This is a genomic window from Homoserinimonas sp. A520, from assembly GCF_054489245.1.
The window spans coordinates 512,368-536,034 of sequence record NZ_JBTMWX010000002.1 but is presented as its reverse complement, the minus strand read 5'-3'; the positions used below and the strand labels follow the sequence as shown (position 1 = coordinate 536,034).

Sequence of the window (23,667 nt, the reverse complement as noted above, 5' to 3'; positions counted from 1 at the left end):
CCTGCGAAGCCGTCGCCAGCTTCGCGAATGGAGCCCCCACGAGGGGGCTCCATTGTTGTTTCGCCGGCCCTTCAGCAAGGTTGTCCCCAGCCTGGGCCTGACCTCCCGGCTACGGCGCGCCTCTCCACTAACCTGAGCGCAGACCAACTCCAGAGGGGAAACCAGTGCCGCCTGCTGACAACTACGCCGAGTTCAGAAACCACGCCGGCACCGTCCTCTGGCCGACCAGCCCGGGCGCATTGACAGACACCACCCGGTGCCCGGCATGTTTCACCCCGCTGAAGGCCATCGTGTGCACCAAGTGCGGCCTCGACCTCGGGCATCCGGCTGCTGCCGAGCTCGCCGCTGCCTCGCAGGACGCATCCGACAGCCTCTCGCAACGAGTCGCCGTCATCGGACGCATCCGCTACGAAAGCTCCCAGCCGCGCGTCCCTGCTGAGACGGTGCCCGCCGCGGCGACCACCTTCCCGACAGTTGCAGCCCCGACAGCTGCAGCCCAGACACCGGCAGCCGCGGCGCCAGCAGCCGCCGAGCCAGGGACCACAGCGCCGGAGTGGTCACTGCCCACTGCAATCGAGCTTCAGCCAACCCCGCCAGTCAACATCCTGGCACCGGCAGCGGATGCCCCGCAGCAGCCGGGTGCGCCACGGCGTTCCGGCGTTCAGGTGGCACTGCTGATCGCCGGCGTCTCGCTGCTGTCGATCTTCGCCATCTTCTTCCTCGTCTACGCCTTCATCAATTACGGGATCGTCTGGCGGTCGGTCATCATCGCCTCGATCACTGTCGCGGCCTTCGTGTCCGCTTCCCTGCTCAGGCGCAAGTCCCTGATTGCCAGCGCCGAGGGCCTCGCCGTCTTCGCCCTGGTCTTGGTCTACCTCGACGCGTACGCGCTGCGGGCCAACGACTTCTTCGGCCTCGGAGGCGCCGACAGCGCCGTCTATTGGGGCGCCACCGTCTCGATCGCCAGCGTGTTCTTCATCGCCTGGCACCGGCTGTCCCAGGTGCGAGCGGCGAGCATCGTCGGATGGGCCGGAATTCCGGTCGGCATCGGAATCCTGCTCTGGGGACTCATGGATGGCGCGGAGCCGGCGACTCGAGTCTTCACCGCCTTCGCCGCCACCGCCGTCACCGGTCTCGCGCACGGTCTGGTCCCCCGCCCGCCCTTCCACGGCACGCTCGAGCGGATGCTGGTGGTCTCGACCTCCTCGTTCGCATTGCTGGCAGCGTTCATGGTGTCCTGGGCGGTCGAACCGTTCAGCGATTGGGGCGGAACAATGGCCTGCGCCGCGGCTGCGTTGATCGCCTTCGCTCTCGCTGCCTCCGCCACCGCGGACCGCGCGTCCACCCCGGCGGTCCGGGCATTCGGCCTGGCGTTCGCCACCATCGGCGGAGTCGCTGCCGCGTCCGCCGTTTCCGTCGGTGCACTACGCGTCGCGGCAGACGACACCGGCTTCGCGATCTTCGTTCCCGTGATCGCCGCTGCCGCAATCGCGCTGCTGCTCGAGGCATCCGCTGGCCGCTGGTCGGCCACCCGTTTTCGCGCGCCATCGATCTTCGCAACCTGGGGAGCAGCCGGGGTTCTCGCCCTGACCGCGTTGCTGCCGCTCGCAACCGCCGCGATGCCCATCGGCACCGGACTGGTTGCCGGCCTCGGGCATCCGTGGACAGCGGAACCATCACTGAGCCTGACAATCACCGAGCCTCCCACCGACCTCGCCGTGCTCGCACTGGCCTGCGTGGTCGGCCTGGCGGCAGCCGCCTGGCTCTTGACCGGATCAATGCGCCAACGCGGAACAGCATTGGCGTGGGGAACCGGTGTCGTGCTGATCCTGGCAGCAGCCCAACTCCCCCAGCTGTGGCTCGTGCTGGCCGGATGGCTGGGCATCGGGATGGCAGCCTTCGTGCTGCTCCTTCGCACCCGTGCGACGACGGTTCCCGCGGGCTACCGCGTCTCTTTCGCCAGCGTGCTTGTTGCGGCCACCACGCTGATGTTCCTGGTCGGGTGGGCCTCGCTGGACACCTGGTTGTTCACCACCGCAGCAACGATCGTCACCCTGCTGGCCTCGCGTGCGCTCACGGCAAAAGCGGAGTGGAAAGCGATCTTCCTCGGCCTGGCCACCGTGCTGTTGTTCGTCGGTGTCGTCGCAACTGCCCGGTTCGCAACCTGGGAGGAGGGCGCTCCGTGGGAGCTGGTGCTGATCAACGAGACCGTCCTGCTGACGCTGGTTGCGACAATCGTCCTCGCCGCCGCGGCCATCGACTACCGTCGGTTCGTCAGCACCCTGGACCGGCAGACAACATTCTGGATCGCGGGCGTCGTCGCCGGGGCATCCGCTTTCATCGCCCACAACACCGTTGTCGACACCGCAATCAGCCAGCCGGTGCTCATGCTGCCGCAGCCGGTCACCAGCCTCGTCTCGGCCGCGCTGCTGTTGGGCGCGCTCCTGCTGTGGGTCGGCCTGCGGGTCAACGCGTCGCTGCGGCCCGAACGGATCGTCGCATCGATCGCGCTCGCACCGGCGGTGTTCTGGCTTGTCGACTCCTTCGCCCGCGTGCTTGATCTTTCGGAGTTCGCGCAATCGGTGGTTCCCATCACGGCTGCCCTGCTCAGCGCGGCCGGCGCGCTCACCGTGACACTCCTGCGGCCGACCGGAACTCCGCGCTGGGCGCGCGAAGCCGGGGTCGCGATCGTCGGTGTCCCCGCCGTCGTGGCCGCAATCTACATCGACGCTCCGGCCGGCTGGCTGGTGTTGGTGCTCGCCGGTGTCACGCTGCTCCTGATCGCAATCAGTCCGGACGGGCTGTTCGCATCCGGTTCCCCGCGACGGCACCTCGGCTGGGCAGCCCTCGCGGTGGCGACGGCCGGCCTGTGGTGGCGGCTCTCCAGCGCCCAGGTCGAGGCATTGGAACCGTATGTGCTGCCGTTGGCCGGGGCGCTCCTGGCGATCGCCTATCTCATCCATCGCGCCGCGCGGCGAGCCCAGACCACGGGCAAAGCAGCGCCGATCGTCGCACTCTGCGGCCTGCTCGTGGCGATCCTGCCGTTGGCGGCGAACTCCGTCAGCGGCGATCCGACGCGGGCGATCGTGATGTTCGCAGTCTGCGCGGCGCTCCTGCTCGTCAGCAGCCTGGTCGTTCGAAGCGCCGCCCAGCCGTTCCTTGACGCGATGGCGCTCTCGGGTGCAATCGGCGTGCTCGTCACGGCCGGCGGTCGGGCTTCCCTCGCATCGCACCGCGACCTTGAACCGGACGGCTGGATCATCGCGGCCCTGGCGGTGTTGCTCATCGCCGCGTTCGGCCAGTCCAGGGAACGAGCCGATGCAAGCGCCCGTGCGCGACGGCTGGTCGGCCAGGCGCTGGTGATTGTCGGAATGGTGTCCCTTGCGGCCATTGAGACGGAAGGGTTCTTCGACGAGACCCTGGGAACAATGCGAGCCATCGCCACCGTCGCCCTGCTCTGCGCGATCCACATCATCGCCTACGCCTTCGACAGTGCTCCGCTCACCCGCCTCGTCGCAACCGTCGCGGTCGTGGTCGCCTCCCTGGCCGCTCTCATGGGCTTGGTGGTGCAGGCGCTCGATCCGATCGAGCTGGCGTCCGTGCCCATAGCGATCGCCCTGCTGGTGACTGGTCGCATCCGCCTGGGCTCGGAACCGGATGCCCGCAGCTGGCGTTCGCTCGCACCAGCACTCGCCGTCCTCATGGTGCCGAGCCTCCTGAACTCGTTCACCGAGCCCGAACTCTGGCGCCTCGTCGGGCTCGGAGGTGTCGCTGTCACCGTGTTGGTGGTGGGAGCGGTGCGGCGCCTGCAAGCGCCGTTCCTTCTCGGCCTGGTAGTCGCGCTCATTCACGGGTTCGCGACCTTCGCACCGCAGATCCGCGCCGTCTACGAGTCACAGGAGTGGTGGCTGTGGGCGGGCCTCGCCGGAGTGCTGCTGGTGATCCTCGCCATCCGCTACGAGAAGCGCATCCAGAACCTGAAAGACGCCGTCGGAAGGATCGCCGCGCTCAGGTGAGCGAGCGGTGGGTGAACCGGCCGCCGAGCACTGTTGCTGCGACCGGCATCGACCGCAGTTCATCCGGTGTTGACGTGAACGGATCCCGCTCCACGACTGCGAGATCGGCCACCTCGCCGACAGCCACCCGCGTGCGCGTGGAGGCCGCAAGCGCTGCATCGACACCGATAGCCTGCTCCGGATGCCAGGCATCCCGCCCGTCGCGGGCACGGCCGACCGCTGCAGAGATGGTCACCCACGGATCGAGCGGAGCGACCGGGGCATCGGAACCGAGGGCCAGCTCCGCGCCGGCGTCCAGCAGGCTCTTGAGTGCGAAGCTGCGTCCCGTCTTGCCACCCCAATACCGGTCGGCGACATCGCGGTCATCCATGGCGTGCTCTGGTTGCACGCTGGCCACCACGCCGAGCTCGGCGAAACGCTCGAAGTCACTCACGTTGAGCAGTTGCGCGTGCTCGATGCGGCCGCCGCGGCCCAGCTGCTCGAAGGCGTCGAGGGCCAGGGTGTTGGCCAGGTCGCCGATGGCGTGCACGTCGGGGATGATTCCGGCATCCGATGCGCGTCGCATCAATGGCAGAAGCTCGTCGGGCGTGATGGTCTGCAAGCCGTGCGAATCCTCCTGCCCCTCCAGGCCGGGGTACTCGTCGTGGCAGAACGCGGTACGGGTGTTGAGCGAGCCATCCGTCAGCACCTTGTACATGCCGACGGTCACGAGATCGTTGATGGCTCGTCCGGTGCGCAGGCCGAGCTCGATGGCCCGGTCGAGGTGCTGGGTGTAGATGCCGAACTCGACCCGCAGCGAATCGAACCCGGTAGCGGTGCGCCTGGTCCAGTTCTCCAGATTCCACTGCATCTCCAGGTCGATCACCCCGACAACGCCCCGCAGTGCCGCCTGTTCGCCGGCGGCGATCGCCCAACCGTCGAGAGTGGCATCCGGAACCGTGTTGATGCGCCGGGTCACCTCGAACGCGTCGTCCTCCTTGAGCAGCCCGGTTGGATGACCGGCGTGGCCGTACCGCTCGAGCGCCGCCGAGTTCAGCCAGGTGGCGTGGAGGTCGGCGCTCACCAATACGACGGCTGTGGAGCCCGCGGCCTCATCGAGCATGGCCCGGTTCGGAACATCCGGCCACAGTCCGTCGCGAAAGCCGAAGCCGATCAAGGGCCCGTCTTCGCTGGCTGGACGGGCGACGGATGCTGTTGCGACCTGGGCTGCTACCACTGCAGCAGACTCAGCGCCCGAGAGATCAAGCCATTGCTGCACCATCGACCATTGGCTGAAGTGCACGTGGTTGTCCCAGAGGCCGGGGACCAGCCAGCGGCCGTCCAGGTGCACCTCTTCGGCCGTGCAGTCCACTGCGGAGCCGATCTCGGTGATCGTCCCGTCTTCGACAAGCACGTCGAGGACGTCGTTGCCCAGGCGTGCGTTCCGGAAGATCGTGCTCATCGGTCGTGCACCTTCCGCATCTCCGCAGCCAGCCCCGGCTGGGCGTAGACGGGGTTGTGCTCGAGTTCGTCGATCACATTGGAAACGACCTCCTCCGACTTGTTCTGGCTGAGCTTCGCCCGAGCGTCGAACCGGGTGACGACCAGGCGGAAACCGACCGTGCCGGAGAAGATCTCGCGCCCGTACTCCTCGTTGTCGGAGAGGCGGTTCGGATGCGGAAGGTGATCCTCGAAGTGGTCGACCAGTTCGCCGAGCACCCGCCAGTTCTCCTCATCGCTCAGGATCTCTGGCGTGCCGTACAGGTGGGCGGTCACGTGGTTCCAGGTCGGGACGTTCGGGGTACCGTCGTACCACCCGGGAGAGACGTAGCCGTGCGGTCCCTGCACGACCACGAGAACCTCAGCGCTTCCGAGTTCGAGGAGCCGGTCATCCGGTCGCCCAACATGGCTGACGATGCTGATGTCGTCGCGGCCCTCCTCGAGCACCACCGGGTAGTGCGAGGCGACCAGGCCCTTCGCGGTATTGGCGACGATGGTCACCCACGGGTTCTCCCTGATGAGGCGCTTGACCTCATCCGGATCCTCAAGAAGATACGACGGCGTATGTCTCATGTTCCTACTCTGGCACGAGATCAGGGCCGCCTCAGGCGCTCAGGTTCCCTACGCCTGGCACCGGGGGCACCAGTACAGCTTTCGGGCTGCCGCAACCTCCATGACGATGTGGGTTCCGCACACCCGGCAGGGCAGTCCTCCGCGGCGATACACCCAGTGACGGTCGTCGCGACTGGCCAGCGCAGCACGGTAGGCGTCGCCCTCCAGACCGTCCATGGTGAGCATCTGCCCGGTCTCGACGCCGATGGCGAGCAGGTGGGCCCAGTCGCGCCAGAGCTGGCGCAGTGTGTCTTCGGGGATCAGCTTCCCAGGCGTGTGCGGGTTGAGGTTCGCGCGGAACAGCAGCTCTGCCCGGTACACGTTGCCGATGCCCGCGACCACGCTCTGGTCCATCAGCAGCAGGCCGATCGGCGTCGGCTTCTTCCGGACTACCTGGACGAACCGGTCCTCGCCCTCGGCATGATCGGTGGTCATCGGGTCGGGGCCGAGCCTGGCGATGAGAAGGTCGGCTTCGCCAGGGCTCAGCACCTCGCAGGCGGTAGGGCCCCGGAGGTCGGCGACCGCGGCATCCGTCAACAACCGCACCCGCACCTGACCGATCGGCTCCGGCGGGAAGGTGTCGAGTTCCTCCCCCAGCTGTTCCTGCTCCGCCATGCGGAGGCGAGTTCGACGAGGTGCCCCAATGCTGCCCAGCGAGTCCTCGTGCTCCCCCACGACGGTACCGTGCATGGCCGTTTGGCCCATCCGACCGGTGGCGGATGCTGTGGTGGCATCCGCTGTAATGTCGCCGGCGAAATCCCACGCCCCATAAATGCCCAGGTGGACCCGGAGCACCCGGTCGTGCTCGAAGTCGAGGTACAACTGCTTGCCGACTGCCTTCGAACCGGTCATGACGTGGCCGTCGAGCTCGGCGGCTCCGGCAGCGAACCGCCCCTGTGGCGACGATGCGGCGACTCGATGCCCCACGAAGTGCAGGGCGAACTGCCGCGCGATGCGGTGGACGGAATGACCCTCGGGCATCGGTTAGACGATCTCGTGCCCGGCGATGGCACCCGTCGTCTCGTACTCCGCCAGTTGCGCTATGCGGCGCTCATGCCGCTCGTCCCCGGGGAATTCGGTCGCAATGAAGGTGTCGATGAACAGGATGGCCTCATCGACGGTGTGCTGGCGTGCACCGATGGAGATGACGTTCGCGTTGTTGTGCTCGCGGGCAAGCTTGGCCGTTGACACATTCCACACCAGGGCGGCCCGTGCACCCTTGACCTTGTTGGCCGCCATCTGTTCACCGTTCCCGGAGCCGCCGAAGACCACGCCGAGCGCCTCGGTGCCAGCCGACTGGTCCGTCACGACCGCGCGGGCGGCGTTGATGCAGAAGGCCGGATAGTCATCCACCGGGTCGTACGACTGCGGGCCATGGTCGAGGACGTCGTGGCCCGCATCGCGCAGGTACGACTGGAGCCGTTGGCTGAACTCGAGGCCGGCATGGTCGGTGGCGATGTGGATGCGCATGGTTCCAGCTTAGAACGGCGCAATCGGCCGAGGTGGCTACCCCTGGATGAACTCTCGCAGGCCGGCGAGGAGCCTGTCCACCTCATCCGCCGTGCTGTACGGGGCGAGGCCAACGCGCAGGCCGCCGGCATCGCCCAGCCCGAGGTGGCGGGACGCCTCCAGCGCGTAGAAGTTGCTGGCCGGGGCGGAGACCTTCGACCTGGCCAGGTGAACGTAGGCATCCTCGGCGTCACGACCGTCGAAGCTGATGAGCATCGTCGGCGTCCGGTGCTCCGCACGGGAATGCACAGTCACGCCGGCAAGCTCGGCGACGCCGGCCTCCAGTCGGGCTCGCAGCGCGTCTTCGTGCTCACCGAGAGCGCGGTACGAGTTGACAAGACGCTGGCGCCGTGTGGATGCCGTGCTTCCGGACAGTTCGGCCAGGTAGCCGACGGCGGCCGTCACTGCGGCGAGGTGCTCGTACGGCAGCGTGCCGAACTCGAACCGCTCGGGCACGTCATTGGTCGACGGCAGCAGCTTGTCCGGGCGCAGGCCGTCCAGGAGTACCGGGTCGGCGACCAGGATGCCGAGGTGCGGCCCGAGGAACTTGTACGGCGAGCAGGTGTAGAAGTCAGCGCCAAGCTCCCCGACATCGACCGACTCGTGTGCCGTGTAATGCACGCCGTCGACGTAGACCAGTGCACCGAACTTGTGCGCGAGCCGGGAAATCTCGGCAACCGGCGGCATGGTGCCGATGAGGTTGGATGCCGCGGTCACGGCGACCAGGCGCGTCCGGTCACCCAGCACACCGGCCAGCTGGTCCAGGTCGAGTTCGCCGGTCGCCGGGTCGAAGTCGATCCAGCGGATGGTGGCACCAGCCCGCTCGGCGGCCTGCACCCAGGGGCGGACGTTGGAATCGTGGTCGAGCTTCGTCACGACAACCTCGTCGCCGTCGCGCCAGGAGGCTGACAGCATCCGGGAGAAGTCGTAGGCGAGCTGGGTGGCGCTGCGTCCGAAGACGACACCCTGCGGGTCGCCGGCAACCAGGTCGGCGACAGCCAGGCGTGCGTCGGAGACGATCCGTTCGGCGTTCTGCTCGCCCTCGGTGATGGTGCCGCGATTGGAGAGCGGCCGCGCCAGCGCATCCGTGATCGCGTCCATGACCTGCACCGGGGTCTGTGTGCCACCTGGCCCGTCGAAGAAGGCCCAGCCGTTCTTCAGCGCCGGGAAGTCCGCTCGGATGCGTTCAATGTCGAAGGTCATGAACCCACCATATTGAGTTCGGCTGCACCAGGCCGCGCGCGAAAGCAGGAGAAATACCGCTCACGCCGCGAAAAACTCCTTCATTCGATGCGGATGGCGTGAAAGGTCCCTCAATTCGGAGAGGGATTCGGAGAGGGAGAAGGGACGTCGGTCAGGAGTCGAAGCCGAGGCCCACCGCGTCCATCGTGCGGAGGAACGCGTTTCGCTTGCCCTCGTTGTGGTCGGCACGGTCGAGCGCCCACTTCATGGCGGCGACACCGACGGATGCTGCCGGTTCCGGCGGGAACGGAAGCGGCATTTCGCGGACCATCGCCAGCTGCGTGCGCTCGGTCTCCTCACCGGACAGGTGGTCGAGCATCACGTTGGCGGCGAACCGGGTGGCGCCGACGCCCAGGCCGGTGAACCCGGCTGCGTAGGCAACGCGACCCTGCCTGGCCTGCCCATAGAAGGCACAGAACCGGGTGCTGGTGTCGATGACACCAGCCCAGCGGTGGGTGAACTTCACGCCCTCCAGCTGGGGGAACGTGGTGAAGAAGTGGCTGGCCAGCCGACGAAAGCTCTCGGTGCGATCATCGTATTCCCGGCGGATCCGGCCCCCGTAGTGGTAGACCGCGTCGTAGCCGCCCCAGAGGATGCGGTTGTCGGCGCTCAGCCGGTAGTAGTGGAACTGGTTGGCCGAGTCGGCAACGCCCTGCCGGTTCTGCCAGCCGATGCTCGCCAGCTGCACGTCGCTGAGCGGCTCGGTCATCACCACGTAGTCGTACACCGGGACGGTGTGCAGCCGATAGCGCTTGAGGAGCGACGGGAAGGCATTCGTCGCGACGGCGACCCGATCGGCCGTCACGAAACCGCCGGGTACGGTCAGCGTGACCGGACCCGTCTGCTCCTTGCCGGCAGTGTCAGAGTCCAGTTGCGACACCGGTGAGTTCTGGAAGATCTCGACCCCGGCATCCGCACAGGCCCTGGCCAGTTCGGCGACCAGCTTGGCCGGGTGCACCAGCGCCGTCGCCTTTTTGCTCCAGAGGGCGGCGAGGTAGGTGGGCGAGTTCAGCTCCCGTCTGGCCGCGTCAGCGTCGAGGAAGAGCTCGTTCTCGCCGTCGTGGGCTTCCCGCAACTCCGCAACCTGGTACTGCTCGACCGCGACCGTCAGCGAACCGGGTCGCTCGAAGTCGCAGTCAAGGGAGAGCGCTGCAACGGTCGCCTCGATCTCGTCGAGATTCTCCCGCCCCAGCCGCTGGAGCTGAGGGAGCTCGGCCGCGAACCGGTTCTGCCCGTTCACGTCCCCGTGGGTCAGCGTCTCCTCGCAGAATCCGCCGTTGCGACCGGATGCCGCCCAGCCGACGTGACGCGCCTCGATGAGCGCCACCCGCGCATCCGGGTCCCGCTGCTTGGCCTGCAGGGCGGTCCACAAACCCAGGTAGCCGCCACCGACCACCGCCAGGTCGTACCGGGCGGACCCGGTAAACCGTGGCCAGGTCGGCGCCTGGACGTCATCGACCCAGAACGGCTTCAGTCTGCTGCCCGAAAGCGAATCGTCGATGATCCTGCTGTCGGGACGGGAACGCTCGAAAACCGTGGAATGCACGGCCCCAGCATACTTTCAGGCCCAGCTGCCGGCCGGATGCGCTTAGAACTGCGGGTCGCGGGTGCGGCTTCTCTTCAACTCGAAGAAGCCGTCGTAGCTGGCAGCTGCCACCACGCCGTCCCAGAGGGCCAGTGCCTGCTTTCCCTCGGGGGCTGGCGAGATCACCGGGCCGAAGAACGCCGTCCCGGCCACCGCGATGACCGGGGTGCCGACATCCTGCCCCACCCGGTTGATCCCGTCGAAGTGGCTGGCCCGCATCTGCTCGTCGTACTCATCTGATTCCGCGTACCGGGCGTACTCGGCGTTCAGCCCCACCTCGGCGAGCGCAGCGGGAATCACCTCGTCCGGGTTCTTCGACCCGCCTGGGTGGATGAGGATACCGAGCGCGTCGTAGAGCGGCTTGACCACCTGTTGGCCTTCCAGTTCGGCGACGGCAGCCACCAGCCTGGTGTACTTCAACGCTCGCGGGAAGAACGCCCGGTACGCATCGGAGACCTCCTTGTCCTCATTCAGCACGGCCAGGCTCATCACGTGCCAGGTAACGTCGAGGTCGCGGTACCTGGCCACTTCATCCACCCAGCGGCTGGTCATCCACGCCCACGGGCAGGAGGGGTCGAACCAGAAATCGACGGCGGTTGGCTGAGCGGCTGAATCAATGGTGTCCATAGCTTCATTCAACCCCATGCCCAGATGACAGCTTGCCGAGAACACTGGCATTGCGTCGCGAGTGGGGGGACACTGGATGCACGTGGTTTCCGTGCGTTTGGAGGCACTGATGTCAACGACCTATACGCCAGAGTTCACCGGCTCGCCGGACGTCATGCCGGTGCTGTCCCCCGGTAAACATCGCAACCCCCGCCAGGGCGCCTGCTTCATGGAGTTCGCGTCTTACCTCGCCGGGGAGCGCTGGAGCGATCATCCGCCCTGCACTCACCCGCTGCTGGCCTTCCTGGCCAGGGGGGTGAATGACTTCACCTCGGACGCAGCCAGAGGTCGCCTGGTCCCGTTGATCCCCTCCGTAATCGGCCTGAGCGGGAGCGATCCGAGAATCGACCTGATGGTCGCGCTGCGGTCCGCCGCCTGTGCCATCCCGGTCGCGAGCGAGAGCCGTCAGCGTGCGCTGGCCACCGGCCTTCTCTCGTGTGAACAGATGCTGGATGAGCTGGGGATGACGGACGACACCGCCGTCGTCCGCCGTATTTCCGACTCGCTCGCCATGGCACCGCACGCACGCGAGTGGGCGCAGGACTTCGAGGCTCTGCGCGGCAAGCACCGTCGCAGCCTGTCGTTCACTCGCGCGGGCAGGGCGATCGTCAGCACTGCTGTCCTGGGGATCGCGCAGGCCTGCATCGATGATGCGGATGACCGGTTGTACGAACTACTGTCCCTGTCCATCGACGACACTGCCCAGCTGGTGCAGCCCCGCACTGCCGCTCCGATTACACCCCCATCAGCGGCGATCCCAGAATCCGTCACTCGCGAGCCGGTGGGCGTCCGCTAGCCGCACCCTGTCGCGCAGCCGGGTCGGTCGGGTCAGTCACTCCAGCCAGTGGAGTGCCCGGCCGTGAGGCTGCGCGAACGCGATAGGCGTGCCGTCCAGCGCCAGCACGAAGTCTGAGGGCGCACCAGCCTGCCCGCTGTAATGGTCCAGCCGCTCCAGCACGCCTGGGACGATTCCCTGGGCTTCGTTCGCCAGCCAGGTGACCGGCAGGCGTCCCACGATGTCGGCGAAGTCCTTGCGGGCATCCTCGTCGAGGTACGCCAGCACGGCGGTGTGGAAGACCACAACGGATGCCCCAGCCGGCGCCCGGGCGACCAGCGACTCGATGGCGGCCACCAGGTCACCGCGCACGAACTCCACCGGCTCCGCCCTCGCCACTTCAACCGCGGCGTTCAACCGCACCCGACGGTCGTCGTGCTCAGGCCAGATGAGGGCATCAAGCCAGGCAACGTCATCCGCCCTGCTCACATCGAGCGGGTTCAGGTCGATGCCGGCCCTCCAGACAACCTCCGGCATTACATCGGGAATGGGAACCGGCCCGGTCACCTCGCACTCCAGCACCACGGGACTCGGCCCGGCGGCCGGGTCGAGCATCCGCTCGCCGTCAGGAAGCCGGTAACGGTAGCTGTACCGGTCCGGGTAGAGGCAGAGGCCCGCGGATGCGCCCACCTCGATCAGGGCGAGCGGCCCGGGGATGGCGGCGAGCGCGGGGAGCAACGTGGCGCAGCGACCAGGCTCGTTCGTCTGCGTGGCGTGGGACAGGCAGACGGCTTCGACCTCCGCCCAGTGCGCGACAAGCCACTCGGCGAACTCGGGGAAGTCGGTCATCGGGGCACCCACGAACCGGGCGGCGCTGAAGACCAGGTTCGGCTGGCGCTTCGGCGCCGGGAGCCGGTCGATCATGGCGACGACGCCGTCATCACCGGCAACTCCGAGCGCCCAGGACTCGTAGCGAGCGCTCATCCCGTGGGCTTCCACCTCGGCGAACGCCCGGTAGCGTTCCGCCGTCGACACTGCCGGGTCGGTGCTGCGCTTCATGAGTCGAGGTTAGACCGCGCCCGCACCGCAATCATGGTTAAGCTTGACAATCGTGCAACGGCGCCACGAGTGCCGGTCGAGAACCAGATGGAGAACACCAGTGCCAGGAGACAACCTCACCCGCATCGAAGCGCAAGAGCGTAAGGCGATCGTCGACGTGTCGAATTACGATGTCACGCTTGACCTGACCAGCGGAGAGGAGACATTCCTCAGCACCACCGTGGTCACCTTCACCGCGACACCAGGGGCCTCAACGTTCATCGATGCGATCATCCGCACCGCCCGCTCGGTGAACCTCAACGGGGTGGATCTTGACCCTTCGGTGGCGGACGGCGTGCGCATCCAGCTCGACAACCTGGCCGCCGAGAACGTGCTCACCGTCGTCGCCGACGCCGAATACACGAACACCGGCGAGGGCCTGCACCGTTTCGTCGACCCGGTCGACGGCGAGGTCTACCTGTACACCCAGTTCGAGGTTCCGGACAGCCGTCGGGTGTTCGCCGTCTTCGAGCAGCCCGACCTCAAGGCGACATTCACGTTCACCGTCACGGCGCCCGCCTATTGGCAGGTCGTCAGCAACTCTCCGACACCCGAGCCGGTGGTGACCGGAGACTCGGCCACCTGGAGCTTCGCTCCGACGCCCATCCTCTCCAGCTACGTCACCGCTATCGTGGCCGGCCCATACGAGTCGATCCGCGGAGAGCTGACCAGCCGTGACGGCCGCACCATCCCGCTCGGGATCTTCTCGCGCAAGTCGCTCAGCCAGTACGTGGACGCGGACTACATCTTCGAGAAGACCCGCCAGGGTTTCGCCTACTTCGAGGAGAAGTTCGACTACCCGTACCCGTTCGAGAAGTACGACCAGCTCTTCGTTCCCGAGTTCAACGCCGGGGCCATGGAGAACGCCGGAGCGATCACGTTCACCGAGACGTACGTGTTCCGGTCGAAAGTGACGGATGCCGTCAAGGAACGTCGCGTCGTCACCATCCTGCACGAGCTCGCACACATGTGGTTCGGCGACCTGGTCACCATGAAGTGGTGGAACGACCTGTGGCTGAACGAGTCGTTCGCCGAGTGGGCGTCCACCATCGCGGTGGCTGAGGCGACGGAGTGGACCGAGGCCTGGACCACGTTCCAGGCGATGGAGAAGAGCTGGGCGTACCGCCAGGACCAGCTGCCGTCCACGCATCCGGTGGTCGCCACGATCAACGACCTCGAAGACGTGCAGGTCAACTTCGACGGAATCACCTACGCCAAGGGCGGATCGGTGCTCAAGCAACTGGTCGCGTGGGTCGGTCGCGACGCCTTCTTCGGCGGTGTCGCCGCGTACCTGAAGAAACACGCCTGGGGCAACGCTGAGCTCGCCGACCTGTTCACTGAGCTGGAGGCCACCAGCGGCCGCGACCTCGACTCGTGGAAGAAACTCTGGCTGGAGACCGCCGGAGTGAACACCCTCCGCTCGGAGGTTCAGACTGACGCTGCGGGCACGATCACCGGCTTCGCAGTGCTGCAGAGTGCCGCAACCGACTACCCGACCATCCGGCCGCACCGCCTGGCGATCGGGCTGTACGACTTCGACGGCGACAAGCTGGAGCGCGTGCACCGGGTCGAGATCGACGTGGACGGCGAACGCACCGAGGTGCCGGAACTCGTCGGCCGGAAGCGCACTGCGCTGATCCTGGTGAACGATGACGACCTCGCCTACGCCAAGGTGCGCCTGGACGATGAGTCCCTCGCGGTTGCCATCGAGCACCTGAAGAGCATCGAGAACCCGCTGGCCCGCTCCATCGTCTGGGGATCCGCGTGGGACTCGACTCGGGACGCCGAGGTCGCTGCCAGCGACTACGTGCGCCTCGTACTGGGCAACATCGCCAGCGAGACCGAGAGCACGACCATCCGCACCACCCTGAACCAGCTCGCGCTGGTGGCGAGGCAGTACGTCGACCCGTCGACGCGTGCCGAGACGATTACCCGCGTCGGCGACGCCCTGTGGGCGCTGGCCCAGAAGGCGGAAGGCGGGTCGGATGCCCAGTTCCAGTTCGTGAAGTTCTTCGCTCAGCTCGCATCGACCGAGGAGCACTACGCGACCATCACGTCGCTGCGTGATGGCGAGACCTCCCTCGACGGACTCGAAATCGACACGGACCTGCGTTGGGAGCTGCTGGAGGGCCTCGCGCTCGGCAACAAGGCCACCCACGCGGACATCGACGAAGCGCTGGCCGCGGACAACACGGCGAACGGTCAGCAGGCCGCAGCCAGAGCCAGGGCGACCTTCCAGACAGCTGATGCCAAGCTGGCCGCCTTCTCGTCAGTCGTCGATTCGGACACCCTGCCGAATGCCATTGTGCGCAACACGGCGCTGGGCTACCAGCACGTCAACGACGCCTCCGTGCTGGCACCCCTGGTCGAGCGCTACTTCGCAAGCATCAACGGCCTGTGGGAGTCGCGAAGCTACGCGATCGCCGAAGCGCTGGTCGTCGGACTGTACCCTGCGCCGCTCGCCAACCAGGAGCTGGCGGATGCGACGAAGGCCTGGCTTGACGCCAACCACGACACCCCGGCGTTGCGCCGCCTCGTGGTCGAGAACCTGGCCGGCGTCGAGCGGGCGCTGAAGGTTCAGGCCCGCGACAGGCAGAAGTAACCGCACCTGTGGGTTGAGTAGGCCCGCCAGGGCTGCGCGGGCTACTCAACCCACGAAAGCGGCTAGTTGTAGAGCATCCCGCCGTCGACCAGGAGCACCTGGCCGGTGACGTAGTCGGAGTCAGGACCGGCGAAGAACGACACGACCTTCGCGACATCCTCCGGGGTCTCGATGCGTCCGAGGGCGATGCCCTCCACGTTCTCCTTGAGGTTCTGCCCCAGCGGTTTGCCGTTGATCTTGCTCAGTTCCTCGTCGATCAGCTCCCACATGCCGGTACCGACGATCCCAGGGGCGTAGGCATTGACGGTGATGCCCTTCGGTGCCAGTTCCTGGGCAGCGGCCTGCGTGAAGCCGCGCACGGCGAACTTGGACGCCGAGTACGCGCTCAGGATCGGGAAGCCCTGAATCGCCGCAATCGAGGCGGCCGAGATGATCTTGCCGCCGTGGCCGAGTTCCTCGAATTTCGCTGCCGCCGCCTGGATACCCCAGACGACGCTGTTGACGTTGATCTGGAAGATCTTGTTCAGCTCATCCTCGGTGACGTTCAGCAACGGATTGACCTGGGCGATGCCTGCGTTGTTGACGATGACGTCGAAGCCACCGAGCTTGTCGGCTGCCGCATCAACAGCGGCCACGACCTGGTCACGCTGGGCGACATCCGCTGCGACGAAGATGGCTTTGCGACCCAGTGCCTCGATCTCGGTGACGACCGACTCTCCCTTGTCCTTCTGGAAGTCGAGGTCGGCGACCGCAACGTTGAATCCGTCTGCTGCCAGCCGCAGCGCAATCGCGCGCCCGATTCCCTGGCCGGCTCCGGTGACGAGTGCAACCTTGTCTGTGACAGTCATTGTGTTCTCCTTCGCTCGTGACCGCCGCGCTGCTCGCGGCAGTTCGACGGTCCAACCGTGACGTGCGAGCTTCTGCCCACCGCCACTCTTGTCTCCTACAACCGCCCCGACCACCGGAAGATTCCATACGTACGCATATATCGGGATCCGGGCTGCGCTGAGCGCACGCAAAGATGCGCTCAGTAGACTTGGCTGGACATGGATGACACTGCCCCCGCCTTCGACTGGACAGCCTTCTGGGCAGGGGTGTCTTCGTTCATCGACTTATGGCCGGTCAAAGTGGCCCTGGTCCTCGTGGTGGCCGTGCTGCTCAACTGGGTGCTGCGCATCCTCATCCGGCGCACCGTCGATCGTGTTGTCAATGGCGCCAAGAAGAAGCATCGGGTCGACGACACCCAGGCGTTGATCTCCTCACCGCTGGCAGCCGCCCGGATCGTGCAGCGCACGCGGGCACTCGGCACGGTGTTCAACAGCGCGGTAACGGCGATGATCACCATCGTGGTCGTGCTGCTCATCGTCTCAATCGTCTTCCCGAACGCCACCGGGGCTTTCGCCATCGTCAGCGCAGCGATCGGTGCCGGCCTCGGTTTCGGCGCCCAGAACATCGTGAAAGACGTGCTCAACGGCATCTTCATGGTCGCAGAAGACCAGCTCGGCGTCGGCGATATCGCCGATCTGGGCGAAGCGACCGGCACCGTGGAGGAGGTCGGCCTGCGCATCACCAAGGTGCGCTCGGTCGACGGCACCCTGTGGTTCGTGCGCAACGGCGAGATCCTGCGGGTCGGCAACTTCTCCCACGACTGGGCTCGGGTCATCATCGACCTTCCCGCTCCGTACACAGCGGATGTCGCTGCCATCCAGGAGAAGCTGCTGCAGACCGCGAACACCATGGCGAACAGCGCCGCCTGGCGGTCGAAGGTTCTCGAAAAGCCGGAAATCTGGGGAATCGAATCGGTCTCTGCCGAAGCCATCGTCATCCGCCTGGTGATGAAGGCACGGCCGGCCGAACAATGGGCGGTCGCGCGCGAACTGAGGCTCCGTCTCAAGCTGGCGCTCGACGAGATCAACGTCAACCTGCCTGCCCTCAACCGCGTGGTCATCGACAACCGCGGTGCCTCAGCCAAGGTGGATCCGATTCCGGCGAAGACGAAGCCCCTGCCAACGACCGAGGGCAAGCCGGCCGCTGAACGCGAGCCCGCAGCCGAAAGCGAGAAGCGCACGTGACGGATGCGAGCGGCCAGGTGAACCCGGTCACGCTACGGGTCAGCGAGAATGGCCCTGCTGCTGGCGGCAGCCTGTTCGAGCAGATCGGTGGGCACGCCACATTCGAGCGGCTGGTGCGCGCGTTCTATGAAGGCGTGCGCCATGACCCGGTGCTCTGGCCGATGTACCCGCAAGAAGACCTCGAGGGCGCCATCCATCGCCTGACGATGTTCCTGGAGCAGTACTGGGGCGGACCAGGCACCTACAGCGAACAACGCGGACACCCACGGTTGCGGATGCGCCACGTCGCCTTCAAGGTGAACCCCGAGGCCCGGGACCACTGGTTGTCCCACATGCGCGCTGCACTCGACACCCTCGAGCTCAGCCCGTTGCACGACGCCACCCTCTGGGGGTACCTGGACCGCGCCGCGCACGCCCTGGTGAACACCTTCGAGGACTGATCGAAAGGCTGGTCGAGCTCGCCGAGACCCACTGACGAACTTGCTCGCATTGGGTCTCGACGCGCTCGACTGGCTTAGGTATTCAACGCCGGAGCCGCGGCCAGGGTTTCCCGCAGCGGCGTGGTCGGGCGGCCGATCAGGGCGCTCAACTCGCCGCTCGTGTCTGACAGCGCGCCGTTTCGGGTGTTCCCATCGAGCGTGACGACGAAGGCAGCCTGCGCCATCGGCACTCCGGCCTCGGTCAGGATCTTCCGGTGCTCCTTAGGGGACACGCGACGGTACTCCACCTCCCGGCCGAGCAGCTCACTGAGTGTGGCAGTCAGCTCGTCGTAGCCCCAGGCAGTGTCTCCGGCCAGTTCGTAGACCTTGCCCTCGTGGCCGGCACTGGTGAGCACCACCGCTGCCGCCTCTGCGAAGTCGCGGCGGCTGGCGCTGGCGACCGTCCCGTCACCGAGGCTGGCGATGACCAGCCCGGTGTACTGCGCCTGCTCCAGCACCTGGAAGTAGTTCTCGGTGTACCAATTGTTGCGAAGGAACGCGAACGGGATCCCGGAGTCACGGATGAGCTGTTCGGTCGCCTTGTGCTCCGGCGCCAGTGCGAGCTCGGTGCTGTCGGCCTTCGGAGCGCTGGTGTACGCGATGAAGCCGACTCCGGCATCCGTTGCAGCCTTCAGCACGTTGGTGTGCTGTGCGACTCGCTGTCCCACCGCGCTGCCCGAGATGAGCAGGAGCCGGTCGACGCCGTCGAGGGCTGCAGCCAGGGTGTCAGGCTTCGTGTAGTCGGCGACGCGAACCTGCACGCCGCGGGCTTCGAGGTCGGAGAGTTTCCCCACCTGCCTCCCGATGGCCACGATATCTCCGGCCGGAGTGCCGCGCTCAAGCAGCGATTCGACGACGAGGCGGCCGAGTTGGCCAGTGGCACCGGTGATGGCAAGCAGCATGAAGGGTCCTTTCGCGGGGTTCGCTGGGAACAAGTCCTCCCAGCTCGTCAGCATTCCCGGTGCCCGATGGGTGGTCAGATCACCCGGTGGATCAGGGGAACGCCGGCGCGCTGGAGCTTTGGCAATCGCGCCAGCGATTGCGCGACGCCAGCGCCGACTGAGCCTGCGAAGTCGGTGGCTCTGGTCAGATCACCCGGTGGATCAGGGGAACGCCAGGACGATACGCCAGGTGCACATAGCTGGGCGCATCCAGGATGACCAGGTCGGCCTTCTTCCCCACCGCAATCACCCCGACGTCTTCTCGCCAGAGCGCCTTCGCTCCCCCGGCGGTCGCCGCCCATAGTGCTTCGGCCGGTGACATCCGCATCTCGCGGACCGCCAGGGCGATGCAGAAGGGCATCGATGACGTGAAACTTGATCCGGGGTTGCAATCACTGGCGATCGCCACGGTCACTCCGGCGTCGATCAGCCGCCGGGCATCCGGATAGGGCTGCCTGGTGGAGAACTCCACGCCCGGCAACAGCGTGGCCACCGTGCTGCCGGATGCCAGCGCATCAACGTCGGCGTCGCTCAGGAAGGTACAGTGGTCGACGCTGGCGGCGCCAAGCTCGACCGCGAGCCGCACCCCGTCCGATTCGCCGAGCTGACCGGCGTGCATCCGCGCAGCCAGGCCGCGAGCCTTGCCCGCGTCCAGGATGGTGCGTGCCTGGTCGACGTCGAAAGCGCCGTCGTCGCAGAACACGTCGATCCACTTGGCGCGGGATGCGCACGCGTCGAGCATCTCCCCGGTGACCAGGTCGACGTAGCCGGCCGGGTCATCGGCGAACTCGGCCGGCACGACGTGCGCACCAAGGAAAGTGGTGTCCTCGGTGAACTGACCGGCGATGGCGAGGGACCGAGCCTCATCGATCGTGCTCAGCCCGTACCCGCTCTTGATCTCCACCGTTGTGGTGCCCTGAGCCCGCATCTCGGCGATCAGGCGGGCCGTGTTCTCGGCGAGTTCGGCATCCGTAGCCGCCCTGGTCAACCCCACGGTGCGACGGATGCCGCCAGCGGCATACTTCTCGCCGATCATCCGGGCCTCGAACTCGTCTGAGCGGTCGCCTGCGAACACCAGGTGACTGTGACTGTCGACGAAGCCGGGGATGACGCAGCGTCCTTCAGCGTCGATGCGGGTGTCGGCCGACGGCGCGTCAGCCGCGTGACCGACCCACGCGATCCTGCCGTTCTCGATGACGACCGCTGCATCACTGCGTTCGGCTGTCAGGGATCCGTGGGACTCATCGTTGGTGACCAGCAGTCCGATGCGGTCGATGATCGTGCTTGTCATGCACGCAACCTTAAGCCCGCAGCGTGTTCTTTCACTCTGTTTCCTTCATCGGCACCCGGACGCCGAGCCGGTCAGCGACCTCAGCGGCATCCTCGTAACCGGCGTCCACGTGGCGGATCACGCCCATTCCCGGGTCGTTGCTGAGCACCCTGGCGAGCTTCCGCGCAGCCAATTCTGTGCCGTCGGCGACGGTCACCTGTCCGGCGTGGATGGAACGGCCGATGCCGACACCGCCCCCGTGGTGGATGGACACCCAGGTCGCACCGGATGAGGTGTTCACCAGCGCGTTCAACAGCGGCCAGTCGGCGATCGCATCCGAACCATCCTTCATTGCTTCGGTCTCGCGGTACGGCGAGGCGACTGAGCCGGAGTCGAGGTGGTCCCGGCCGATCACGATCGGAGCCGAGATCTCGCCGGATGCCACCATCTCGTTGAACTTCAGCCCGGCCTTGTCACGTTCGCCGTAGCCCAGCCAGCAGATGCGCGCAGGGAGACCCTGGAAGTGCACCCGCTCCCCCGCCATCTTGATCCACTTGGCCAGCGACTTGTTCTCCGGGAACAGCTCGAGGATCGCCTTGTCGGTCGCGGCAATGTCGGCCGGGTCGCCACTGAGAGCAGCCCAGCGGAACGGCCCCTTGCCCTGCTCGAACAACGGGCGGATGTACGCCGGCACGAATCCGGGGAAGGCGAACGCGTTCTCGAAGCCGGCGGTCTTCGCCTCGGTGCGGATGTTGTTGCCGTAGTCGAAGACCTCGGAGCCGGCATCCTGGAAGCCGACCATCGCCTCCACCTGCTTGCGCATGGAATTGCGGGACTTCTCGGCGAAACCAGTCGGGTCAGCCTCGCGGGCCGGGATCCACTCGTCGAAGCTGTACTCGAGCGGCAGGTAGGCCAGCGGGTCGTGGGCGCTGGTCTGGTCGGTGACGATGTCGATCACTGCCTTCATCTCGAGGAGGCGCGGGAAGACATCCGCCGTATTGCCGAGCAGTCCGATGCTCAGGGGCTCCTTCTTGTCACGCGCCGCGTAAGCCAGCTCGAGCGCGTGCTCCAGGGAGGTTGCCTCGACGTCGAGGTAGCGGTGCTCGATGCGCCGGTCGATGCGGCTCTGGTCGACGTCGACGCAGATCGCTACGCCATCGTTCATGGTGACGGCCAGCGGCTGGGCGCCGCCCATGCCGCCGACACCACCGGTCAGCGTGATCGTTCCGGCCAAGGTGCCGCCGAACTTCTGCTCAGCGATGGCCGAGAAGGTCTCGTAGGTTCCCTGCAGGATGCCCTGGGTGCCGATGTAGATCCACGAGCCGGCGGTCATCTGGCCGTACATGGTGAGGCCGAGCTCCTCGAGGCGGCGGAACTCGTCCCAATTCGCCCAGTCGCCGACCAGGTTGGAGTTGGCGATGAGCACGCGCGGAGCCCACTCGTTGGTCTGCATGACACCGACCGGCTTGCCGGACTGCACCAGCATGGTCTCGTCATTCTTGAGGGTCTTGAGCGTGCGCACCATAGCGTCGAAGCTCGCCCAGTCCCTGGCCGCCTTGCCGGTTCCTCCGTAGACGACGAGCTTGTCCGGGTGTTCGGCGACCTCCGGGTCGAGGTTGTTCTGCAGCATCCGCAGCACCGCCTCCTGCTGCCAGCCGAGCGTGTTCAGGGTGGTGCCGCGGTAGGCCCTTACGGGACGCGGTCCGTGCTGTTCGGTCATACGAGTTCTCCTCCTGCTTCAGAAATGACGGATGCTGCGGCAGCCAGAAGGGAGCCGTCAAGCACCATGGAATGGGCTGCTGCAATCTCGGGGGCCAGGTAGCGGTCGCCACCGGCCGGGCCTTCGACGGCGGTGCGGAGCTGGGCGCGGACCGCGGAAGCGACCGGGCCCGGCTCGACGGGTGCCCGAAGGTCCATGGCGCGAGCCGAGGTGAGCAATTCGATAGCGACCACGCGGCTGAGTCCGTCGATGGAACGACGCAGCTTGCGGGCGGCACTCCAGCCCATCGACACGTGGTCCTCCTGCATGGCCGACGACGGGATCGAGTCGACGCTCGCCGGATTCGCCAACCGCTTCAGCTCGCTGACGATGCCCGCCTGCGTGTACTGGGCGATCATGTGCCCGGAGTCCACGCCAGGGTCGTCCGCGAGGAACGCGTTCAGCCCGTGGTTGCGGGCGACATCGAGGAACCGGTCGGTGCGGCGCTCGCTGATGCTGGCCAGGTCGGCCACCGCGATCGCCAGGAAGTCGAGAACATAGCCGAGTGGTGCACCGTGGAAGTTGCCGTTCGACTCGAGTCGGCCGTCGGTGGTCACCACCGGGTTGTCGATGGCGGAGGCGAGCTCGCGCTCGGCGACGGATGTCGCGTGGCTGATGGTGTCGCGCACCGCACCGTGAACCTGGGGTGCGCAGCGCAGGGAGTACGCATCTTGAACCCGGGTGAAGCCTTCCGGCTTGCTGATCATGGTCGAGCCCTGCAACACAGCGCGCATGTTGGCAGCGGAGTCGCGCTGGCCGGGATGCGGGCGAAGCGCCTGCAGGTCGGCGGCCAGGACGGCGTCCGTGCCGGTCAGGCCCTCGATGCTCATGGCTGCGGCCAGGTCGGCGGTGCTGACCAGGGCGTGCAGGTCGGTGATAGCGAGGATCAGCATCCCGAGCATGCCGTCGGTGCCGTTGATGAGGGCGAGTCCTTCCTTCTCGCGCAGCTCGATGGGCGTGATGCCGGCCGCCTTCAGCGCATCCGCTGCCGGCATGAGCGTGCCGTTCGCGTCGCGCACCTCTCCTTCGCCCATCAGCGCCAGGGCGCAGTGGGCCAGCGGCGCCAGGTCGCCGGAGCATCCGAGACTGCCGTACTCGCCGACGATGGGCGTCACGCCGGCGTTGAGCAGGTCGACGTAAGCCTGGGCGACTTCCGGGCGGACGCCGGTGCGCCCGGTGGCCAGCGTGGACAGGCGCAACAGCATGGTGGCCCGCACGACTTCACGCTCGACCTCGGGGCCGCTGCTCGCGGCGTGACTCCGCACCAGGGAGCGCTGCAACTGCGCGCGACGCTCGAAAGGGATGTGCTTGCTGGCGAGGGAGCCGAACCCGGTGGAGACGCCATAGTGCGGCTGCGGGTCGCCGGCGAGCGCCTCGATGATGGCGCGGCTTGCGGCGATCGCCTCCAGGGACTCGGTGCTCAGTTCGACCCGGGCGCCGTTGCGGGCAACGGCCACCACTTCGGCGAACGATGGGCCACCGACCCCGAGTGCCACGGTGTGTGGGGTCGCGGTGCCTGGGGTGCGGGCGCCTCGCGCAGTGTTCACAGTACTCATGACTCT

18 protein-coding genes are annotated in these 23,667 nt (G+C 66.8%); 5 read left to right on the top strand and 13 right to left on the bottom strand.

The window, feature by feature from the left end; all coding sequences use genetic code 11:
• Positions 1 to 164: 164 nt before the first annotated feature.
• A complete protein-coding gene (locus ACX3PH_RS07150; RefSeq protein WP_459090863.1) occupies positions 165 to 4,016 on the top strand; it encodes an SCO7613 C-terminal domain-containing membrane protein in 3,852 nt (1,283 codons plus the stop codon).
• On the opposite strand, the gene ACX3PH_RS07145 is transcribed toward ACX3PH_RS07150, so the two are convergent.
• From ACX3PH_RS07145 to ACX3PH_RS07115, 7 genes are all read right to left on the bottom strand, one after another.
• Entirely contained in the window at positions 4,009 to 5,457 is a 1,449-nt protein-coding gene (locus ACX3PH_RS07145) for an amidohydrolase (protein ID WP_459090861.1), read from the bottom strand. The genes ACX3PH_RS07150 and ACX3PH_RS07145 overlap by 8 nt on opposite strands.
• A complete protein-coding gene (locus tag ACX3PH_RS07140) occupies positions 5,454 to 6,068 on the bottom strand; it encodes an FMN-binding negative transcriptional regulator (protein WP_459090859.1) in 615 nt (204 codons plus the stop codon). Before ACX3PH_RS07140 ends, ACX3PH_RS07145 begins: the two co-directional genes overlap by 4 nt.
• 48 nt (positions 6,069 to 6,116) lie before the next feature.
• Complete coding sequence (locus ACX3PH_RS07135; RefSeq protein WP_459090857.1) at positions 6,117 to 7,088, bottom strand: Fpg/Nei family DNA glycosylase; 972 nt, start codon at positions 7,086 to 7,088, stop codon at positions 6,117 to 6,119.
• 3 nt (positions 7,089 to 7,091) lie between these two features.
• Entirely contained in the window at positions 7,092 to 7,577 is a 486-nt protein-coding gene (locus ACX3PH_RS07130; RefSeq protein WP_459090855.1) for a ribose-5-phosphate isomerase, read from the bottom strand.
• 36 nt (positions 7,578 to 7,613) lie between these two features.
• Positions 7,614 to 8,819 carry a cysteine desulfurase-like protein gene (locus tag ACX3PH_RS07125; protein ID WP_459090853.1) on the bottom strand — a complete coding sequence of 402 codons (1,206 nt, stop codon included), beginning with the start codon at positions 8,817 to 8,819 and terminating at the stop codon, positions 7,614 to 7,616.
• Positions 8,820 to 8,970: 151 nt separating this feature from the next.
• Entirely contained in the window at positions 8,971 to 10,404 is a 1,434-nt protein-coding gene (locus ACX3PH_RS07120) for an NAD(P)/FAD-dependent oxidoreductase (protein ID WP_459090851.1), read from the bottom strand.
• A gap of 42 nt (positions 10,405 to 10,446) precedes the next feature.
• Complete coding sequence (locus ACX3PH_RS07115) at positions 10,447 to 11,070, bottom strand: mycothiol-dependent nitroreductase Rv2466c family protein (RefSeq protein WP_459090849.1); 624 nt, start codon at positions 11,068 to 11,070, stop codon at positions 10,447 to 10,449.
• A 109-nt stretch (positions 11,071 to 11,179) separates the two neighbouring features.
• Between ACX3PH_RS07115 and ACX3PH_RS07110 the strand changes: the two genes are divergently transcribed.
• Entirely contained in the window at positions 11,180 to 11,905 is a 726-nt protein-coding gene (locus tag ACX3PH_RS07110; protein ID WP_459090847.1) for a hypothetical protein, read from the top strand.
• 36 nt (positions 11,906 to 11,941) lie between these two features.
• On the opposite strand, the gene ACX3PH_RS07105 is transcribed toward ACX3PH_RS07110, so the two are convergent.
• Positions 11,942 to 12,943 carry a DUF2332 domain-containing protein gene (locus ACX3PH_RS07105; RefSeq protein WP_459090845.1) on the bottom strand — a complete coding sequence of 334 codons (1,002 nt, stop codon included), beginning with the start codon at positions 12,941 to 12,943 and terminating at the stop codon, positions 11,942 to 11,944.
• Positions 12,944 to 13,043: 100 nt separating this feature from the next.
• Between ACX3PH_RS07105 and pepN the strand changes: the two genes are divergently transcribed.
• Complete coding sequence (gene pepN / locus ACX3PH_RS07100) at positions 13,044 to 15,584, top strand: aminopeptidase N (protein ID WP_459090843.1); 2,541 nt, start codon at positions 13,044 to 13,046, stop codon at positions 15,582 to 15,584.
• A 62-nt stretch (positions 15,585 to 15,646) separates the two neighbouring features.
• Here pepN and ACX3PH_RS07095 read toward each other — a convergent pair whose 3' ends face one another.
• Positions 15,647 to 16,432 (bottom strand): acetoin reductase, encoded by a 786-nt coding sequence (locus tag ACX3PH_RS07095; RefSeq protein WP_459090841.1) that lies wholly within the window; start codon positions 16,430 to 16,432, stop codon positions 15,647 to 15,649.
• Between the two features lie 198 nt (positions 16,433 to 16,630).
• Here ACX3PH_RS07095 and ACX3PH_RS07090 point away from each other — a divergent pair, with 198 nt between their 5' ends.
• Together ACX3PH_RS07090 and ACX3PH_RS07085 are read left to right on the top strand one after the other, a co-directional pair.
• The gene (locus ACX3PH_RS07090) at positions 16,631 to 17,656 is read left to right on the top strand and encodes a mechanosensitive ion channel family protein (protein WP_459090839.1); all 1,026 of its coding nucleotides are present in this window, start codon (positions 16,631 to 16,633) and stop codon (positions 17,654 to 17,656) included.
• Between the two features lie 71 nt (positions 17,657 to 17,727).
• Positions 17,728 to 18,096, top strand: coding sequence for a globin (locus ACX3PH_RS07085; RefSeq protein ID WP_459091456.1), 369 nt, complete (start codon positions 17,728 to 17,730; stop codon positions 18,094 to 18,096).
• Between the two features lie 74 nt (positions 18,097 to 18,170).
• Here ACX3PH_RS07085 and ACX3PH_RS07080 read toward each other — a convergent pair whose 3' ends face one another.
• The 4 genes from ACX3PH_RS07080 to hutH all read right to left on the bottom strand — a co-directional run bounded on the left by ACX3PH_RS07080 (position 18,171) and on the right by hutH (position 23,661).
• Complete coding sequence (locus ACX3PH_RS07080; protein ID WP_459090837.1) at positions 18,171 to 19,037, bottom strand: SDR family oxidoreductase; 867 nt, start codon at positions 19,035 to 19,037, stop codon at positions 18,171 to 18,173.
• Positions 19,038 to 19,221: 184 nt separating this feature from the next.
• Complete coding sequence (gene hutI / locus ACX3PH_RS07075) at positions 19,222 to 20,367, bottom strand: imidazolonepropionase (RefSeq protein ID WP_459090835.1); 1,146 nt, start codon at positions 20,365 to 20,367, stop codon at positions 19,222 to 19,224.
• 31 nt (positions 20,368 to 20,398) lie between these two features.
• Entirely contained in the window at positions 20,399 to 22,066 is a 1,668-nt protein-coding gene (hutU, locus tag ACX3PH_RS07070) for a urocanate hydratase (protein ID WP_459090833.1), read from the bottom strand.
• Entirely contained in the window at positions 22,063 to 23,661 is a 1,599-nt protein-coding gene (gene hutH / locus ACX3PH_RS07065) for a histidine ammonia-lyase (protein ID WP_459090831.1), read from the bottom strand. The genes hutU and hutH overlap by 4 nt, the downstream gene beginning before the upstream one ends.
• Between the last annotated feature and the right edge of the window lie 6 nt (positions 23,662 to 23,667).

Coding starts and splice junctions, on each gene's coding strand:
- ACX3PH_RS07145 (WP_459090861.1), bottom strand. CDS start 5,457: ATGAGCACGATCTTCCGGAACGCACGCCTGGGCAACGACGTCCTCGAC.
- ACX3PH_RS07140 (WP_459090859.1), bottom strand. CDS start 6,068: ATGAGACATACGCCGTCGTATCTTCTTGAGGATCCGGATGAGGTCAAG.
- ACX3PH_RS07135 (WP_459090857.1), bottom strand. CDS start 7,088: ATGCCCGAGGGTCATTCCGTCCACCGCATCGCGCGGCAGTTCGCCCTG.
- ACX3PH_RS07130 (WP_459090855.1), bottom strand. CDS start 7,577: ATGCGCATCCACATCGCCACCGACCATGCCGGCCTCGAGTTCAGCCAA.
- ACX3PH_RS07125 (WP_459090853.1), bottom strand. CDS start 8,819: ATGACCTTCGACATTGAACGCATCCGAGCGGACTTCCCGGCGCTGAAG.
- ACX3PH_RS07115 (WP_459090849.1), bottom strand. CDS start 11,070: ATGGACACCATTGATTCAGCCGCTCAGCCAACCGCCGTCGATTTCTGG.
- ACX3PH_RS07110 (WP_459090847.1), top strand. CDS start 11,180: ATGTCAACGACCTATACGCCAGAGTTCACCGGCTCGCCGGACGTCATG.
- ACX3PH_RS07105 (WP_459090845.1), bottom strand. CDS start 12,943: ATGAAGCGCAGCACCGACCCGGCAGTGTCGACGGCGGAACGCTACCGG.
- ACX3PH_RS07095 (WP_459090841.1), bottom strand. CDS start 16,432: ATGACTGTCACAGACAAGGTTGCACTCGTCACCGGAGCCGGCCAGGGA.
- ACX3PH_RS07090 (WP_459090839.1), top strand. CDS start 16,631: ATGGATGACACTGCCCCCGCCTTCGACTGGACAGCCTTCTGGGCAGGG.
- ACX3PH_RS07080 (WP_459090837.1), bottom strand. CDS start 19,037: ATGCTGCTTGCCATCACCGGTGCCACTGGCCAACTCGGCCGCCTCGTC.
- hutI (WP_459090835.1), bottom strand. CDS start 20,367: ATGACAAGCACGATCATCGACCGCATCGGACTGCTGGTCACCAACGAT.
- hutU (WP_459090833.1), bottom strand. CDS start 22,066: ATGACCGAACAGCACGGACCGCGTCCCGTAAGGGCCTACCGCGGCACC.
- hutH (WP_459090831.1), bottom strand. CDS start 23,661: ATGAGTACTGTGAACACTGCGCGAGGCGCCCGCACCCCAGGCACCGCG.